Genomic DNA, 15,346 nt, shown 5'->3' on the forward strand with positions numbered 1-15,346 from the left:
GGGAAGGGTCCTTCGTGACAGACACCACCGATAACGCTCAGGAAGCAGCCGGCCGTACCGCCGGAGCGCTGAGCAGCATGCGCCTCGCCGAGCTCCAGGCCCTCGCCGGAGACCTGGGCGTGAAGGGCACCTCCAGGATGCGTAAGAGCGACCTCGTGGAGACCATCCGCGAGAGGACGGGCGGCGCGACGAAGCGTCCGGGCCGTGCCGCCACCACCGCGGAGAAGAAGCCCGCCGAGACGTCCGGCGCCGACAGGAACGGCGTCGACCTCCCTGCCCGTGCCGAGGCACCGGTCGCCGCCGCCGAGGTCGCCACCTCGGGTGTGCGCGCCGACGCCAACGCCGAGGCGGAGAAGGCCGCCCGCCTGGCCCAGCTGGCCGAGGCCGTCGCGGCGCCGCGTGAGCAGGGCCGCCGGTCCGGTCGCGGCCAGGGTGCCGCCGACGCGAACGGCGAGAAGACTTCCGACGGCCGTGGCCAGTCGGGCAACACCCGGGGCTCGCGCAACGGCGAGCGCGGCAACGACCGCAACGCCCGGGGCGAGCGGAACGCCGAGCGCGGTGCGGACCGCAACACCAACGACCGCAACGCGGACCGGAACAACGACCGCAACGCCGACCGGAACAACGACACCGACGACGAGCGCGGCTCGCGCCGTCGCCGCGGTCGCGACAGGGGCCGGGACCGCAAGCGCGGTCGCGGCCGCCAGGGCCCGGACGTCGCGAGCCTCGAGCAGGTCGACCTGCGCGAGGACGACGTCCTCCTGCCCGTCGCCGGCATCCTCGACATCCTCGACAACTACGCGTTCGTCCGGACGTCGGGCTACCTGCCGGGCAGCAACGACGTCTACGTGTCGCTGAACCAGGTGAAGAAGGCCGGCCTGCGGCGCGGCGACGCCGTGACGGGCGCCGTGCGCCAGCCCCGCGAGGGCGAGGAGCCGCCGCAGCAGCAGTCCGGCCGCAACGCCAAGGTCAACAAGTTCAACGCCCTGGTGCGCCTGGACACGGTCAACGGCATGACGCCGGAGGAGGCGCGCGAGCGCCCCGAGTTCACCAAGCTGACGCCGCTGTACCCGCAGGAGCGCCTCCGCCTGGAGAACCCCGAGGCCACGAAGCTGACGCCGCGCGTCATCGACATCGTCGCCCCGATCGGCAAGGGCCAGCGCGGTCTCATCGTCGCGCCGCCCAAGGCCGGCAAGACGCTGATGATGCAGCAGATCGCCAACGCGATCACCACCAACAACCCTGAGGTCCACCTCATGGTCGTGCTGGTGGACGAGCGCCCGGAGGAGGTCACCGACTTCGAGCGCTCGGTCAAGGGCGAGGTCATCTCCTCCACGTTCGACCGCCACGCCGGCGACCACACGCTGGTCGCCGAGCTCGCGATCGAGCGCGCCAAGCGCCTCGTGGAGCTGGGGCAGGACGTCGTGGTGCTGCTCGACGGCATCACCCGCCTGTCGCGCGCCTACAACCTGGCCGCGCCGGCGTCGGGCCGCATCCTGTCCGGTGGTGTGGACGCCGCGGCGCTCTACCCGCCCAAGAAGTTCTTCGGTGCCGCTCGCAACATCGAGGACGGCGGCTCGCTCACCATCCTCGCGACGGCTCTCGTGGAGACCGGCTCGAAGATGGACGAGGTGATCTTCGAGGAGTTCAAGGGCACCGGCAACATGGAGCTGCGCCTGTCGCGGTCCCTGGCCGAGAAGCGCATCTTCCCGGCGATCGACGTCAACGGCTCGAGCACCCGGCGCGAGGAGATCCTCATGTCGAAGGACGAGCTCGCCATCGTCTACAAGCTGCGCCGCGTCATGGGCGCGCTCGACCAGACGCAGGCCGCCGAGCTGCTGCTCAACCAGCTCAAGAAGACCAAGTCCAACGTCGAGTTCCTGCTGCACGTGCAGAAGACGACGCCGGGCGGTCTCACCGAGGACGAGAACGTCGGCGAGACGGTCTGACCGACCCATCTCACACCCCGCCGTGTCGCCCGACCGGGCGACACGGTGGCAGAATGACTGGCTGGCTCGCTGGTTCACGCGCCTGCGCTTCCGTAGGGCGACCCAGCGGCAATCACACCAAGGAGCATCATGAAGGCCGGTATCCACCCCGAGTACGTCGTCACCCAGGTCACCTGCACCTGCGGTAACACCTTCACCACGCGCAGCACCGAGACGTCCGGCAAGATCAGCGCCGACGTCTGCAGCGCCTGCCACCCGTTCTACACGGGCAAGCAGAAGATCATGGACACCGGCGGCCGCGTGGCCCGGTTCCAGGCGCGCTACGGCAAGAAGGCCGAGAAGTAGCGACCCTGCAGCGCCGGTGGTCCGGCCCGACAACCTCTCCAGGGGCAGTCGGGCACGGACCACCGGCGCTGTCGTCTGTCCGGCCGACCCCCGCTCAGTCCCTGCCCAGCCCTGTGGAGTAACCGTGACCGAAGCCTTCGCCGCCGTCGGGCCGCTGCTGAGCGAGCACGCCGAGATCGAGGCGGCGCTGGCCGACCCGGCCGTGCACGCCGACGCGGGCCGTGCCCGCACCCTCGGCCGCCGGTACGCCGAGCTCAACCAGGTGGTCGGCGCGTACCGCGCCTGGCAGCAGGCGCACGACGACGCCGAGGCCGCCGCGGAGCTGGCCGCGGAGGACGCGTCGTTCGCCGAGGAGCTCCCGGTCCTGCGCGAGGCGGAGGCGGCCGCGGAGGAGAAGCTGCGCCGCGTGCTCGTCCCGCGCGACCCGGACGACGGCCGCGACGTCATCCTCGAGATCAAGGCGGGCGAGGGCGGCGAGGAGTCGGCGCTCTTCGCCGGCGACCTGCTACGCATGTACCTGCGCTACGCCGAGCAGCGCGGCTGGTCGACGCAGCTCCTCGAGGCCACGGAGTCGGACCTCGGCGGCTACAAGGACGTGCAGGTCGCCGTGAAGGCACGCGACGTGCAGGGCCCCGAGGACGGCGTCTGGCACAGCCTCAAGTACGAGGGCGGCGTGCACCGCGTGCAGCGCGTGCCCGTCACGGAGTCGCAGGGCCGCATCCACACGTCGGCGGCGGGCGTGCTGGTCTTCCCCGAGGTCGACGACCCGGGTGAGCTGCAGATCGACCCGAATGACCTGCGGATCGACGTCTACCGCTCGTCGGGCCCCGGCGGGCAGTCGGTCAACACGACGGACTCGGCCGTGCGGATCACGCACCTGCCCACCGGCATCGTCGTCTCGATGCAGAACGAGAAGTCGCAGCTGCAGAACCGCGAGCAGGCGATGCGCGTGCTCCGCGCCCGCCTCCTGGCGGCGCAGCAGGAGGCCGCCGCCGCGGAGAACGCCGAGCTGCGCCGGTCCCAGGTGCGCACCGTCGACCGGTCCGAGCGCATCCGGACGTACAACTTCCCGGAGAACCGGATCGCGGACCACCGCACCGGCTACAAGGCCTACAACCTGGACCAGGTGCTCGACGGCGACCTCGGCCCGGTGGTGCGGTCCGCGATCGAGGCCGACGAGGCCGCGCGCCTCGCCGACGCATCCGGTGCCTGAGGGGCCCGCACGCGGCACGGCCGCGACGCCGCTGCTCGCGCGGGCCCAGGCCGAGCTCGCGACCGGGGGCGTGCCGTCGCCGCGGCCCGACGCCGAGACGCTGCTCGCCCACGTGCTCGGCGTCGACCGCTCCGAGCTGCTCCGGCGGACGCTGCTCGGGCACGACGTGCCGCCCGAGGCGGTGCGCGTGTTCGAGGCCCTGGTGGCTCGCCGCGCCGCGCGCGAGCCGCTGCAGCACCTCACCGGCCGTGCCGCCTTCCGGCACCTCGAGCTCGCGGTGGGTCCGGGCGTGTTCGTGCCGCGCCCGGAGACCGAGCAGGTGGCGCAGGTCGCCGTCGACGAGGCGGTGCGGGTCGCCGCCGCACGGGACGACGCCGGTGCGGTCGTCGTGGACCTGTGCACCGGGTCGGGCGCGATCGCGCTCGCCGTGGCGACCGAGGTGCCGCGCGCGCGCGTGCACGCCGTGGAGCTCGACCGGGACGCGCACGCGTGGGCGGAGCGCAACGTGACGGCCGTGAGCGACGGCGCCCCCGCGCCCGTCGTCCACCTCGTCCGGGGCGACGCGCGCACCGCGCTGCGCGACCTCGACGGGACGGCCGACGTCGTGGTCTCCAACCCGCCGTACGTCCCGCCGGACGCCGTGCCGACCGATCCGGAGGTCGCCGGGCACGACCCCGCCGTCGCGCTGTACGGTCTGGGCCCCGACGGGCTCGAGGTGCCGCGGGGCGTCACCGCCGCGGCCGCGCGCCTGCTGCGGGCGGGCGGTCTCTACGTCATGGAGCACGCCGAGGTGCAGGCGGCGGCGGCCCGCGCGATGGTCGCGGCGGTGCGGGACGAGGACGGCCTGCCCGTCTTCGCCGGGCCGGAGACCCGCACCGACCTCACGGGAAGGCCCCGGATGGTCGTCGCGCGCCGCCGAGGGCCCGAAGCGTGAAAGACTGGTCCGCGTGAGTGTGCCTGTGCAGCCTGTGCTCGACGCCACCGACCCCCAGACCTGGGGCCCCGCGATCGACGAGGCGGTGAATGCGATCTCCCGTGGCGGGCTCGTGGTGCTGCCCACCGACACCGTGTACGGCATCGGCGCCGACGCCTTCGACAAGGAGGCCGTCGCGGCGCTGCTCGCGGCCAAGGGCCGCGGGCGCCAGATGCCGCCGCCGGTCCTGGTGGGCGACGTCGCCACGCTCGACGGACTGGCCACCGACGTGCCGGAGGACGCCCGCCGGCTCGTCGAGGAGTTCTGGCCGGGTGGGTTCACCGTGATCCTGCGCGCGCAGCCGTCGCTGCAGTGGGACCTCGGCGACACCGGTGGCACCGTCGCGCTGCGCATGCCGGACCACCCGGCCGCGCTCGCGCTGCTCAAGCGGACCGGCCCGCTCGCGGTCTCGAGCGCGAACAGGTCCGGCAGCCCGGCGGCGCAGGACGTCGCCGACGCACGGCGCCAGCTCGGCGAGTCGGTGGCGATCTACCTGGACGGCGGTCAGGCACCGGGCGGCGTCGCCTCGACGATCGTCGACGCCACGGGCCCGGCGCTGCGGGTCGTGCGCGAGGGCGCCGTCCCGCTCGAGGAGCTGCGCCGCGTCGCCGACGTCGAGGGCCTCGACGACCCGCCCGCCGGCCGGATGGCCGAGCAGCCCGCCGAGCAGACCGGGCCCGCGGCGGGTGACCCGGAGGACGACGAGTGAGGGTGTACCTGCTCCTGATGCTCGTGGCCGCCGCGGTCACGTTCCTGACCACGCCCTTCGCCCGCTGGGTGGCCCTGAAGACCTCCGCCATCTCCGCGGTGCGCGCCCGCGACGTGCACCTCGTCCCGACGCCGCGGCTCGGCGGCCTCGCCATGCTGATCGGGCTCGTCGTCGCGGTGCTGCTGGCATCGCAGATGCCGTTCCTGTCCGGCGTGTTCGAGCCGGGCGAGGTGTCGCAGGTGTGGGGCATCGTCGGCGGGGCCGCGATCGTGTGCGCGCTGGGCTGGGCCGACGACAAGTGGGACCTCGACTGGGTCACCAAGCTCGCGGGCCAGGTGCTCGCCGCGGGTTTCATGGCCCTGCAGGGCGTCCAGCTCATCACGCTGCCGATCGCGGGCACGACGATCCCGTCGTCGCGGATGTCGCTCGTCGCGACCGTCCTCGTCGTCGTGGTCGCGATGAACGCCGTGAACTTCGTCGACGGGCTCGACGGCCTGGCCGCCGGCCTCATCGCCATCGGCGGCAGCGCGTTCTTCCTCTACACCTACCGGCTGACCGCCGAGGCGACGCCGGACGACTACGCGAGCCTCGCCTCGCTGGTGCTCGCCGCCCTCGTGGGCGTCTGCGTCGGCTTCCTGCCGCACAACTTCTTCCCGTCGCGCATCTTCATGGGCGACGCCGGGTCGATGCTCATCGGTCTGGTGTTCGCCGGTGCGGCGATCACCGTGACCGGCAACGTGCAGCCGGACGTCATGACGGGGGCCCAGTCGCTGCCCGCCTTCATCACCCTGCTGCTGCCCGTCGCGGTGCTCATGCTCCCGCTGCTGGACATGGGGCTGGCCGTCGTCCGGCGGCTCGCGGCCGGCAAGTCACCGATGGCCCCCGACCGCATGCACCTGCACCACCGGATGATGGCCCTCGGCCACTCGCACCGTCGCGCCGTGGTGATCCTCTACGTCTGGACCGCGGTGTTCGCGTTCAGCGCCGCGGCCCTGGTGGTCTGGGACTGGGAGGTCGTGCTCGTCTGGACCGGGGTGTTCGCCGTGCTCTCGCTGCTGGCCACTCTCGGCCCGCTGCGCCACCGCGGCCGCTTCCTCGACGACGACGTCGCGCTGTCGGGCCAGGTGCCCGCCGTCGCCGTCGAGCAGGCCGTCGAGCTGTCGGCGCCCGGCGAGCCCGTGACCGTGCAGAGCGCACCCACCCCCAAGGAGACCGTCGAATGACCGAGCAGGTACCCCCCGCCCCCCACGCCGCGCGCGGAGCGGAGCAGGCGATGCTGCGCACCGCCCTGCGGGACAGCCTCGTCCTGGTGGCAGGCCTCGCCGTCCTCGGCTCGGCGGCGGGGCTGCTGATCGCCGGCGTGCCGGGCCTGTGGGGCGCGCTGATCGGCGCGGCGCTGGCCGCGTTCTTCTGCGGCGCCACCGTGCTGTCGATGCTGTGGACGGTCGGCAAGGGCGCCGTCACGATGGGCGCCGTCGTCATGGGCGGCTGGATCGCCAAGATGGTCGTGCTGATCGTCGTCATGGCGGTGATCACGCAGTTCGACTTCTTCGACCGCGTGGTGCTGTTCGTCGTGCTCCTGCTGGGCGCCGTCGGGTCCGCCCTGCTCGACTACCGCGCTGTCCGCAATGCCCGGATCACGTATGTCGATCCGGATGCGGGATCCTGAGGCGCGCCGCACGGGCGTCCGCAGGGTCGCCGCGAGGTTGCGCAATAAGTCACAAGGGGCCGCGCCATGCCGTTCCGCGGCAAGATTCACACCGCGGATAGGTTAGGCTTACGACGAATCCATGACGGCCAGGCCCGATGGCGCGCCCGTTCCGCCCCGTTGCGGTGATGCGCGCCGGGCCTAATGACCACCTGGGAGTCCTTCTGTCCACGTATGCGACGTCCGCCATCCTCGCCGCCGCTGGAGGCCACGAGGGTGAGGGCGGCTTCCACACGCCGTCGATCGCCGACTTCTTCCCGTCGGGAATCCTCTTCGAGGGCACCATCTTCCAGATCGACCGCATCTGGATCATCCGCATCGTCGCCACGCTCGTGCTGCTGTCGGTCTTCGTGATCGCCGCGCGCCGGGCGAAGGTGGTGCCGGGTCGTTTCCAGGCGGGGGTCGAGTTCCTGCTCGGCTTCGTCCGGGTGCAGATCGCGGAGGAGATCCTGGGCAAGGAGAACGCCCGGCGGTTCGTCCCGATGCTCACGACGATCTTCCTGACCATCCTTGCGTTCAACGTGACGAGCGTGATCCCCGGCCTGAACCTGGCCGGGACGTCGCGCATCGGCGTGCCGCTGCTGCTCGCGCTCTGGGTGTTCGTCACCTACTGGGCCGTCGGCATCCGCAAGCACGGTCTGGGCGGGTACCTCAAGGCGAACCTGTTCCCGCCCGGGGTCCCGTGGCCGATCTACTTCATCCTGACGCCGATCGAGCTGCTCCAGCTGGTGATCATCCGGCCGGGCTCGCTCGCGGTCCGACTCGTCGCCAACATGGTGGCCGGGCACATCATGCTCGTGCTCTGCTTCGCGGCGACCCAGTTCTTCCTGATCGACTCGGCAGGCAGCGGCCTGATGGCGTTCGGCGTGCTCACGCTCCCGGCCGGCATCTTCGTGACGCTGTTCGAGCTCCTGGTCGCGTTCCTGCAGGCGTACATCTTCGCGCTGCTGGCCGCGGTCTACATCAACATGTCGCTGGAGGAGGAGCACTGACGGTGCTCGCTCCTCCGGGCGGCGCTGCATAGCTTCACCTGGAAACCCGCGACGGGCGCACCAGCGCCTTCGCACACCACGCGACGCCGGACCACACCGGTCCGGCGCCCAACGGAAGGAAGACGCAAGTGGACGTCACCACTCTCGCCGAGGTCACCGGTAACCTGAACGCTGTCGGCTACGGCCTCGCGGCCACCGGCCCGGGTATCGGTCTCGGCATCCTGATCGGCAAGACCATCGAGGGCATGGCTCGCCAGCCCGAGGTCGCCGGCCAGCTCCGCGCCACCATGTTCCTGGGTGTCGCCTTCGTCGAGGTGCTCGCGCTTCTCGGCCTGGTCGCCGGCTTCCTCTTCCCCGCCGCGTGATGGCTGCGCTCCCGGGCGCTGCCGCCGTACTGGCAGCAGACGAGGAGCCCGCGGGCATCCAGCTGTTCCTGCCCGCCGGGTACGACCTGCTCTGGTCGGCCGTGATCCTCGTGGTCATCGCCGCCGTGTTCTACAAGCTCGTGCTGCCCCGCATGAACGCGGTGCTGGACGAGCGTGCCTCCCTCATCGAGGGTGGCATCGAGAAGGCGGCCGCCGCGCAGAAGCAGGCCGACGAGGCCCTGGCCAAGCAGCAGGAGCTGCTCGCCGAGGCCCGCGCGGAGGCCGCGCAGGTCCGTGAGGAGGCGCGTGCCGAGGGCACCGCCATCGTCAAGGAGCTGCGCGCCAAGGCGAACGAGGAGGCGGAGCGGATCACCGAGACCGCGCACCGCCAGATCGAGGCCGAGCGGCAGTCCGCCGTGGTCTCGCTGCGCACCGAGGTCGGGTCGCTCGCGACCGAGCTCGCGTCCAAGATCGTCGGCGAGTCCCTCGAGGACTCCGCCCGGCAGTCGCGCGTGGTGGACCGCTTCCTCGACGAGCTCGAGGCGAGCCAGGCCGTGGCAAGCACCAAGGAGGCGTGATGCGGGGAACGAGCGGGGCATCGCTGAAGGCGGCGCAGGAGCGCTTCGAGCCGGTGCTGCGTGCCGCGGGTGCGGACGCGCTGACGCTGGGTGAGCAGCTGCTCACCGTGGTGTCGGCGCTGGACGACTCGGCGGCGCTGCGCCGCTCGCTCGCCGACCCCTCGCGCGACGGCGACGCCAAGGCCGGCCTGGTGGCGAGCCTGCTGGGCGGCTTCGACGAGCGTGTCGTCGACCTGGTCTCCGGCCTGGTCCGCTCCCGCTGGGCGGACGAGTCGGACCTGGCCGACGCGATCGAGCGCCTCGGCGTCGACGCCGTGCTGGCGTCCGCCGAGGCGCGCGGGGCGCTCGAGACCGTGGAGGACGAGCTGTTCCGGATCAGCCGGTCGCTCGACGGGCAGCGGGAGGCCAAGCAGGTGCTCTCCGACGCCACCACGGCACCGGAGCGTCGCGTGGCTCTGGTGGACGCGCTGGTCGCCGGCAAGGCGGACGAGGTGACCCTGAGCCTGGCCCGGCGTGCGACAGCCTCGCTGCGCGGCCGGCGCTTCGTGCAGACGCTCGGCTGGTTCGGCGAGATCGCGGCCGAGCGCCGCTCGCGTCTCGTGGCCACCGTGACCAGCGCGACCGTGCTGACGCGTGCGCAGCAGGACCGCCTCGCGGCGATCCTCGAGCGCTCGTACGGCAGGTCCGTCCAGCTGAACGTCACCGTGGACCCCGCCATCGTCGGGGGCCTGCGCATCCAGGTCGGCGCGGACGTCGTCGACTCCACCGTCCTGTCGCGCCTTGCTGACGCCTCGCGTCGTCTGGCCGGCTGAAAACGTGAACAAGAACCTTCCGCCGCGGCTCTCGCGGCCACGACAGGAGAAGAGCAATGGCTGAGCTGACGATCCGGCCGGACGAGGTCCGGGCCGCACTGGACAGCTTCGTGAAGGCCTACGAGCCCCAGGAAGCTGCCACCGAGGAGGTGGGCCGCGTCGCGTACGCCGCGGACGGCATCGCCCGCGTCGAGGGCCTCCCGGGCGTGATGGCCAACGAGCTGCTGCGCTTCGAGGACGGCACGCTCGGCCTCGCGCAGAACCTGGACGTCCGCGAGATCGGTGTCGTCGTCCTCGGCGAGTTCACCGGCATCGAGGAGGGCCAGGAGGTCCGCCGCACGGGTGACGTGCTCTCGGTGCCCGTGGGCGAGGGCTACCTCGGTCGCGTGGTCGACCCCCTGGGCAACCCCGTCGACGGCCTCGGTGCGATCGAGACCGAGGGCACCCGTGCCCTCGAGCTCCAGGCGCCCGGCGTCATGCAGCGCAAGTCCGTGCACGAGCCGCTGCAGACCGGCATCAAGGCGATCGACTCGATGATCCCGATCGGCCGCGGTCAGCGCCAGCTGATCATCGGCGACCGCCAGACCGGCAAGACGGCGATCGCGGTCGACACCATCATCAACCAGAAGGCGAACTGGGAGAGCGGCGACCCCACCAAGCAGGTCCGCTGCATCTACGTCGCCGTCGGCCAGAAGGGCTCGACCATCGCCTCGGTGCGTGGCGCGCTCGAGGAGGCCGGCGCCCTGGAGTACACGACCATCGTCGCGGCTCCCGCGTCCGACCCCGCCGGCTTCAAGTACCTGGCCCCCTACACCGGCTCGGCCATCGGCCAGCACTGGATGTACTCGGGCAAGCACGTCCTGATCATCTTCGACGACCTGTCGAAGCAGGCCGAGGCGTACCGCGCCGTGTCGCTGCTGCTGCGCCGCCCGCCGGGGCGCGAGGCCTACCCGGGTGACGTCTTCTACCTGCACTCCCGCCTCCTGGAGCGTTGCGCCAAGCTGAGCGACGACCTGGGCGCCGGTTCGATGACCGGTCTGCCGATCATCGAGACCAAGGCGAACGACGTGTCGGCGTACATCCCGACGAACGTCATCTCCATCACGGACGGCCAGATCTTCCTCCAGTCCGACCTGTTCAACGCCGACCAGCGCCCCGCCGTGGACGTCGGTATCTCCGTGTCCCGCGTCGGCGGTGACGCGCAGATCAAGGCGATGAAGAAGGTCTCCGGCACGCTGAAGCTGGAGCTCGCGCAGTACCGCTCGCTCGAGGCGTTCGCGATGTTCGCGTCCGACCTCGACGCCGCGTCCCGCGCGCAGCTGCAGCGCGGCGCCGTGCTGACCGAGCTGCTCAAGCAGCCGCAGTACACGCCGTACGCGGTCGAGGACCAGGTCGCCGTCGTCTGGGCCGGCACGAAGGGCAAGCTGGACGACGTCGCGGTCGAGGACGTCAAGCGGTTCGAGTCGGAGCTGCTGGACCACCTGCGCCGCAAGAGCGACGTCCTGTCGACGATCCGGGAGTCCGGCAAGCTGGAGTCCGACACGGAGGAGGCGCTCGCCTCCGCCGTCGACGACTTCCGCGCGGGCTTCCAGAAGGGTGACGGCACGCCGCTGGTCGGCGGTGCGGTCGACGACGGGCCGGTCGACGTCGCGCAGGAACAGATCGTCGTCAAGAAGAAGGCCTGACCCATGGCCGGTGGATCCCAGCGCGTCTACAAGGCACGGATCAGGTCGACGCAGTCGCTGAAGAAGATGTTCCGTGCCCAGGAGCTCATCGCGGCGTCCCGCATCGGCAAGGCCCGTGCGAAGACGGCGGCGGCGGCTCCCTACGCGCAGGCCATCACGCGTGCGGTCTCGGCCGTGGCGACCCACACGAACATCGACCACCCGCTGACGCAGGAGGAGGGCGGCAACCGCGCCGCCGTCCTCGTGGTCTCGTCGGACCGCGGCATGGCGGGCTCGTACCCTGCGTCGATCGTGCGTGAGGCCGAGCGGCTCACCCAGCAGCTCGAGGCCGAGGGCAAGGAGGTTCTCCTCTACGTCGCCGGCCGTCGTGCGGTGTCGTACTACACCTTCCGCGGCCGCGACATGGTTCGCACCTGGGTGTACGGCTCGGAGCGCCCGACGCCGGAGACGGCGGAGGAGATCGCTCAGGCGCTGCTCGAGAAGTTCCTCCTCACGGAGGACGAGGACGGCGTCTCGGAGCTGCACGTGGTGTCGACGCAGTTCGTCAACATGGTCACGCAGCGCCCGCACGTGGTGCGCATGCTGCCGCTCGAGGTCGTCGAGGGCGTGTCGGAGGCGGAGGAGAACGAGGCCCTGCCGCTGTACGACTTCGAGCCCTCGCCCGAGGCCGTGCTGGACTCGCTCCTGCCGCGCTACGTGGAGCAGCGGATCTACGCCGTCCTGCTCGACGCGGCGGCGTCCGAGCTCGCGGCCCGGCAGCGCGCGATGCACACGGCGACGGACAACGCCGAGGACCTGATCCGCACGTACACCCGACTGGCCAACCAGGCCCGTCAGGCGGACATCACCCAGGAGATCAGCGAGATCGTCTCCGGTGCCGACGCCCTGGCGTCCTGAACAGACAACAGACTCCCCGCCGGAGGACCCTCCGGCCCACCGAAGCGAGGCAAGTATGACCGCCACCACCGTGGAAGCCACGGTCGACCACACGAGCGGGCCGGCGACCGGCCGGGTCGCTCGCGTGATCGGCCCCGTCGTGGACATCGAGTTCCCCGAGGACGCGATCCCCGACATCTACAACGCGCTCACCACCGAGATCGACCTCTCGGGCGAGGGCACGGACTCCTTCACCCTGACCCTCGAGGTCGAGCAGCACCTGGGCGACTCCCTGGTGCGCGCCATCGCGCTCAAGCCGACCGACGGCCTGGTCCGCGGTGCCGTGGTGACCGACACGGGTGCGCCCATCACCGTGCCCGTCGGCGACATCACCAAGGGCAAGGTCTTCAACGTCACGGGTGACGTGCTCAACCTCGCCGAGGGCGAGCGGTTCGAGGTCAACGAGCGCTGGCCGATCCACCGCAAGCCCCCGGCCTTCGACCAGCTCGAGTCGAAGACCCAGATGTTCGAGACGGGCATCAAGTCGATCGACCTGCTCACCCCGTACGTGCAGGGTGGCAAGATCGGTCTCTTCGGTGGTGCGGGCGTCGGCAAGACGGTCCTCATCCAGGAGATGATCCAGCGCGTCGCCCAGGACCACGGTGGTGTGTCGGTGTTCGCCGGTGTCGGCGAGCGCACCCGTGAGGGCAACGACCTGATCGGTGAGATGGAGGAGGCGGGCGTCTTCGACAAGACGGCGCTCGTGTTCGGCCAGATGGACGAGCCGCCGGGGACGCGTCTGCGCGTCGCCCTGTCGGCGCTGACGATGGCGGAGTACTTCCGCGACGTGCAGCAGCAGGACGTGCTCCTGTTCATCGACAACATCTTCCGCTTCACGCAGGCCGGCTCCGAGGTCTCCACGCTGCTGGGCCGCATGCCCTCGGCCGTGGGCTACCAGCCGAACCTGGCCGACGAGATGGGCCTCCTCCAGGAGCGCATCACCTCGACGCGTGGTCACTCCATCACCTCGCTGCAGGCGATCTACGTGCCGGCCGACGACTACACCGACCCGGCACCGGCCACGACGTTCGCCCACCTGGACGCCACGACCGAGCTCTCGCGCGAGATCGCGTCGAAGGGCCTGTACCCCGCGATCGACCCGCTGGCCTCGACGTCCCGCATCCTCGACCCGCGCTACGTGGGCCAGGAGCACTACGACGTCGCGACCCGCGTGAAGTCGATCCTGCAGCGCAACAAGGAGCTGCAGGACATCATCGCGATCCTCGGTGTGGACGAGCTCTCGGAGGAGGACAAGACGGTCGTCGCGCGTGCGCGCCGCATCGAGCAGTTCCTCTCGCAGAACACCTACATGGCCGAGAAGTTCACGGGTGTGGTGGGCTCCACGGTGCCTCTGTCGGAGACCATCGAGGCGTTCAAGAAGATCGCGGACGGCGAGTTCGACCACATCGCCGAGCAGGCGTTCTACAACATCGGTGGCCTCGAGATGCTCGAGGAGAACTGGGCCCGTATCCAGAAGGAGTACGGGGCCTGAGCCTCGGACATCCCCGGGCGTGATGCCGCCCCGCCGGTCGTGCCACAATCAGGCCGACCGGTAGGGGCGGCATCACGCAGCGACATCGGAAGGAGCTCTCGTGGCAGAGCTGAGCGTGGACCTCGTGTCCCGCGACCGTAAGGTCTGGAGCGGTGCGGCGACGCAGGTGAGCGCGCCGTCGGCGGACGGCCAGGTCGGCATCCTGGCGAACCACACGCCGCTGCTGGCTGTGCTCCGCCCGGGCACGATCACGGTGGACACGGCGTCGGGTCCGGCCCTGGAGGCCCAGGTCACCGGCGGTTTCATGTCCGTCGACAACAACCTCGTCACCCTCGTGGTCGACGAGATCTCCCTGGTCTGAGGGAGGACGCGGGTGCCGGGCGTCATATGGATCGCGATTGCGGTGCTCGGCGCGCTCGCGCTCGTGCTCGCGGCGGGCATCTCCCGCCTGCGCGCGCTCTCCCGCAGGGTGGGCTCGTTCAGCTGCAACGCCCGGCCGACCGGTAACCCCGAGGGGTCCTGGACGCCGGGCATCGCGCAGTACGCGGTGGGCCGGATCGAGTGGTGGCGGTGCTGGTCGCTGTCACCCCGTCCGGCCCGCACGTGGTACCGCGAGCGGCTGACCGTCACGGGCCGCACCCCGCTGGACCCGGACGAGCGTGGTCAGGGCGACCACTACCTCGTCCAGTGCCGGTACGACGGGCTCGACTTCGAGCTCGACCTCGCCGCCGGCGACTACTTCGGCCTCGCCTCCTGGCTCGAGGCCGCCCCACCCGGACGACAGGATCTGGTTCTCTGATGCGGCTGGTCGTCGCCGACTGCTCTGCTCTGTACACCGGACGTCTCACCGCCATGCTGCCGCGCGCCACGCGGCTGCTCGTGGTCAAGGCCGACGGCAGCGTGCTCATCCACTCCGACGGCGGCTCGTACAAGCCGCTGAACTGGATGAGCCCGCCGTGCACGCTGGCCGTGCGGGCGCCGTCGGACGAGGCCGCCGAGCGCGGCGTCACCGAGGTCTGGACGGTCCAGCACGCGAAGTCGGACGACCGGCTCGAGGTCGAGCTGTTCACGGTGCACCACGACTCGTCGCACGACCTGGGCATCGACCCCGGCCTCGTGAAGGACGGCGTCGAGGCGCACCTCCAGGAGCTGCTCGCCGAGCAGATCGCGCTGCTGGGGGAGGGACACACGCTCGTGCGCCGTGAGTACCCCACGGCGATCGGTCCCGTGGACATCCTGGCGCGCGACGCGACCGGCGCCACCGTCGCGGTGGAGATCAAGCGCCGCGGCGACATCGACGGCGTCGAGCAGCTCACGCGCTACCTCGACCTGCTCAACCGCGACCCGCTGCTGGCGCCGGTGCGTGGTATCTACGCGGCGCAGGAGATCAAGCCGCAGGCCCGCGTCCTGGCCAAGGACCGCGGCATCGCCACCCTCCTGCTCGACTACGACGCCATGCGCGGCGTCGACGACCCGGAGTCCCGGCTCTTCTAGGTCCGCCCCGCATCATCGGCTTCGAACCCGACGTTTCTCGGCTCTCGGGGCAGCCAAAGCCGAGAGACGTCGGGTTCGAAGGTGAGTGGCCGCTG

At 71.2% G+C, this 15,346-nt stretch carries 17 protein-coding genes; all 17 read left to right on the forward strand.

Annotated features, from left to right (window positions below; translation table 11 throughout):
* Nucleotides 1-14: 14 nt before the first annotated feature.
* The 17 genes from rho to nucS all read left to right on the forward strand — a co-directional run bounded on the left by rho (nt 15) and on the right by nucS (nt 15,251).
* Complete coding sequence (gene rho / locus HLB15_RS02420) at nt 15-1,949, forward strand: transcription termination factor Rho (RefSeq protein ID WP_171103339.1); 1,935 nt, start codon at nt 15-17, stop codon at nt 1,947-1,949.
* A 129-nt stretch (nt 1,950-2,078) separates the two neighbouring features.
* The gene (gene rpmE, locus HLB15_RS02425) at nt 2,079-2,294 is read left to right on the forward strand and encodes a 50S ribosomal protein L31 (RefSeq protein ID WP_171103340.1); all 216 of its coding nucleotides are present in this window, start codon (nt 2,079-2,081) and stop codon (nt 2,292-2,294) included.
* Nucleotides 2,295-2,418: 124 nt separating this feature from the next.
* Nucleotides 2,419-3,507, forward strand: coding sequence for a peptide chain release factor 1 (gene prfA / locus HLB15_RS02430; protein ID WP_171103341.1), 1,089 nt, complete (start codon nt 2,419-2,421; stop codon nt 3,505-3,507).
* Nucleotides 3,500-4,441, forward strand: a complete 942-nt coding sequence (gene prmC, locus HLB15_RS02435; protein ID WP_171103343.1) for a peptide chain release factor N(5)-glutamine methyltransferase — start codon at nt 3,500-3,502, stop codon at nt 4,439-4,441. The genes prfA and prmC overlap by 8 nt, the downstream gene beginning before the upstream one ends.
* Nucleotides 4,442-4,460: 19 nt before the next feature.
* Nucleotides 4,461-5,189: an L-threonylcarbamoyladenylate synthase gene (locus tag HLB15_RS02440; RefSeq protein ID WP_373291103.1), complete on the forward strand. Its 729-nt coding sequence runs from the start codon at nt 4,461-4,463 to the stop codon at nt 5,187-5,189.
* Nucleotides 5,186-6,412, forward strand: coding sequence for an MraY family glycosyltransferase (locus HLB15_RS02445; RefSeq protein ID WP_171103345.1), 1,227 nt, complete (start codon nt 5,186-5,188; stop codon nt 6,410-6,412). Before HLB15_RS02440 ends, HLB15_RS02445 begins: the two co-directional genes overlap by 4 nt.
* The gene (locus tag HLB15_RS02450; protein ID WP_171103346.1) at nt 6,409-6,858 is read left to right on the forward strand and encodes a Cg1360 family ATP-synthase-associated protein; all 450 of its coding nucleotides are present in this window, start codon (nt 6,409-6,411) and stop codon (nt 6,856-6,858) included. Before HLB15_RS02445 ends, HLB15_RS02450 begins: the two co-directional genes overlap by 4 nt.
* 137 nt (nt 6,859-6,995) lie before the next feature.
* A complete protein-coding gene (gene atpB, locus HLB15_RS02455) occupies nt 6,996-7,889 on the forward strand; it encodes a F0F1 ATP synthase subunit A (RefSeq protein ID WP_229785401.1) in 894 nt (297 codons plus the stop codon).
* Nucleotides 7,890-8,017: 128 nt separating this feature from the next.
* Nucleotides 8,018-8,254, forward strand: coding sequence for an ATP synthase F0 subunit C (locus HLB15_RS02460; protein ID WP_119142629.1), 237 nt, complete (start codon nt 8,018-8,020; stop codon nt 8,252-8,254).
* Nucleotides 8,254-8,832, forward strand: a complete 579-nt coding sequence (locus HLB15_RS02465; RefSeq protein ID WP_171103348.1) for a F0F1 ATP synthase subunit B — start codon at nt 8,254-8,256, stop codon at nt 8,830-8,832. The genes HLB15_RS02460 and HLB15_RS02465 overlap by 1 nt, the downstream gene beginning before the upstream one ends.
* On the forward strand, nt 8,832-9,644 hold the full coding sequence (locus HLB15_RS02470; protein ID WP_171103350.1) for a F0F1 ATP synthase subunit delta: 813 nt from the start codon (nt 8,832-8,834) through the stop codon (nt 9,642-9,644). The genes HLB15_RS02465 and HLB15_RS02470 overlap by 1 nt, the downstream gene beginning before the upstream one ends.
* Before the next feature lie 56 nt (nt 9,645-9,700).
* Nucleotides 9,701-11,329: a F0F1 ATP synthase subunit alpha gene (gene atpA / locus HLB15_RS02475; protein WP_171103352.1), complete on the forward strand. Its 1,629-nt coding sequence runs from the start codon at nt 9,701-9,703 to the stop codon at nt 11,327-11,329.
* Between the two features lie 3 nt (nt 11,330-11,332).
* Nucleotides 11,333-12,226 carry a F0F1 ATP synthase subunit gamma gene (locus HLB15_RS02480; RefSeq protein ID WP_171103354.1) on the forward strand — a complete coding sequence of 298 codons (894 nt, stop codon included), beginning with the start codon at nt 11,333-11,335 and terminating at the stop codon, nt 12,224-12,226.
* Nucleotides 12,227-12,281: 55 nt separating this feature from the next.
* Complete coding sequence (atpD, locus tag HLB15_RS02485; protein WP_171103356.1) at nt 12,282-13,757, forward strand: F0F1 ATP synthase subunit beta; 1,476 nt, start codon at nt 12,282-12,284, stop codon at nt 13,755-13,757.
* A 100-nt stretch (nt 13,758-13,857) separates the two neighbouring features.
* Nucleotides 13,858-14,118 carry a F0F1 ATP synthase subunit epsilon gene (locus HLB15_RS02490; protein WP_171103358.1) on the forward strand — a complete coding sequence of 87 codons (261 nt, stop codon included), beginning with the start codon at nt 13,858-13,860 and terminating at the stop codon, nt 14,116-14,118.
* A gap of 12 nt (nt 14,119-14,130) precedes the next feature.
* Nucleotides 14,131-14,556 (forward strand): DUF2550 domain-containing protein, encoded by a 426-nt coding sequence (locus HLB15_RS02495; RefSeq protein ID WP_171103360.1) that lies wholly within the window; start codon nt 14,131-14,133, stop codon nt 14,554-14,556.
* Entirely contained in the window at nt 14,556-15,251 is a 696-nt protein-coding gene (gene nucS / locus HLB15_RS02500; protein ID WP_171103363.1) for an endonuclease NucS, read from the forward strand. Before HLB15_RS02495 ends, nucS begins: the two co-directional genes overlap by 1 nt.
* Nucleotides 15,252-15,346: the final 95 nt, after the last annotated feature.

Source organism: Promicromonospora citrea (genome assembly GCF_013004695.1).
In the GTDB taxonomy this organism is placed as follows: Bacteria; Actinomycetota; Actinomycetes; order Actinomycetales; family Cellulomonadaceae; genus Promicromonospora; species Promicromonospora citrea.

Bases quoted from the DNA above. Each gene is read 5' to 3' on its own strand.
- rpmE (WP_171103340.1), top strand. From the start codon at position 2,079: ATGAAGGCCGGTATCCACCCCGAGTACGTCGTCACCCAGGTCACCTGC.
- HLB15_RS02450 (WP_171103346.1), top strand. From the start codon at position 6,409: ATGACCGAGCAGGTACCCCCCGCCCCCCACGCCGCGCGCGGAGCGGAG.
- atpB (WP_229785401.1), top strand. From the start codon at position 6,996: ATGGCGCGCCCGTTCCGCCCCGTTGCGGTGATGCGCGCCGGGCCTAAT.
- HLB15_RS02465 (WP_171103348.1), top strand. From the start codon at position 8,254: ATGGCTGCGCTCCCGGGCGCTGCCGCCGTACTGGCAGCAGACGAGGAG.
- HLB15_RS02470 (WP_171103350.1), top strand. From the start codon at position 8,832: ATGCGGGGAACGAGCGGGGCATCGCTGAAGGCGGCGCAGGAGCGCTTC.
- atpA (WP_171103352.1), top strand. From the start codon at position 9,701: ATGGCTGAGCTGACGATCCGGCCGGACGAGGTCCGGGCCGCACTGGAC.
- HLB15_RS02480 (WP_171103354.1), top strand. From the start codon at position 11,333: ATGGCCGGTGGATCCCAGCGCGTCTACAAGGCACGGATCAGGTCGACG.
- atpD (WP_171103356.1), top strand. From the start codon at position 12,282: ATGACCGCCACCACCGTGGAAGCCACGGTCGACCACACGAGCGGGCCG.
- nucS (WP_171103363.1), top strand. From the start codon at position 14,556: ATGCGGCTGGTCGTCGCCGACTGCTCTGCTCTGTACACCGGACGTCTC.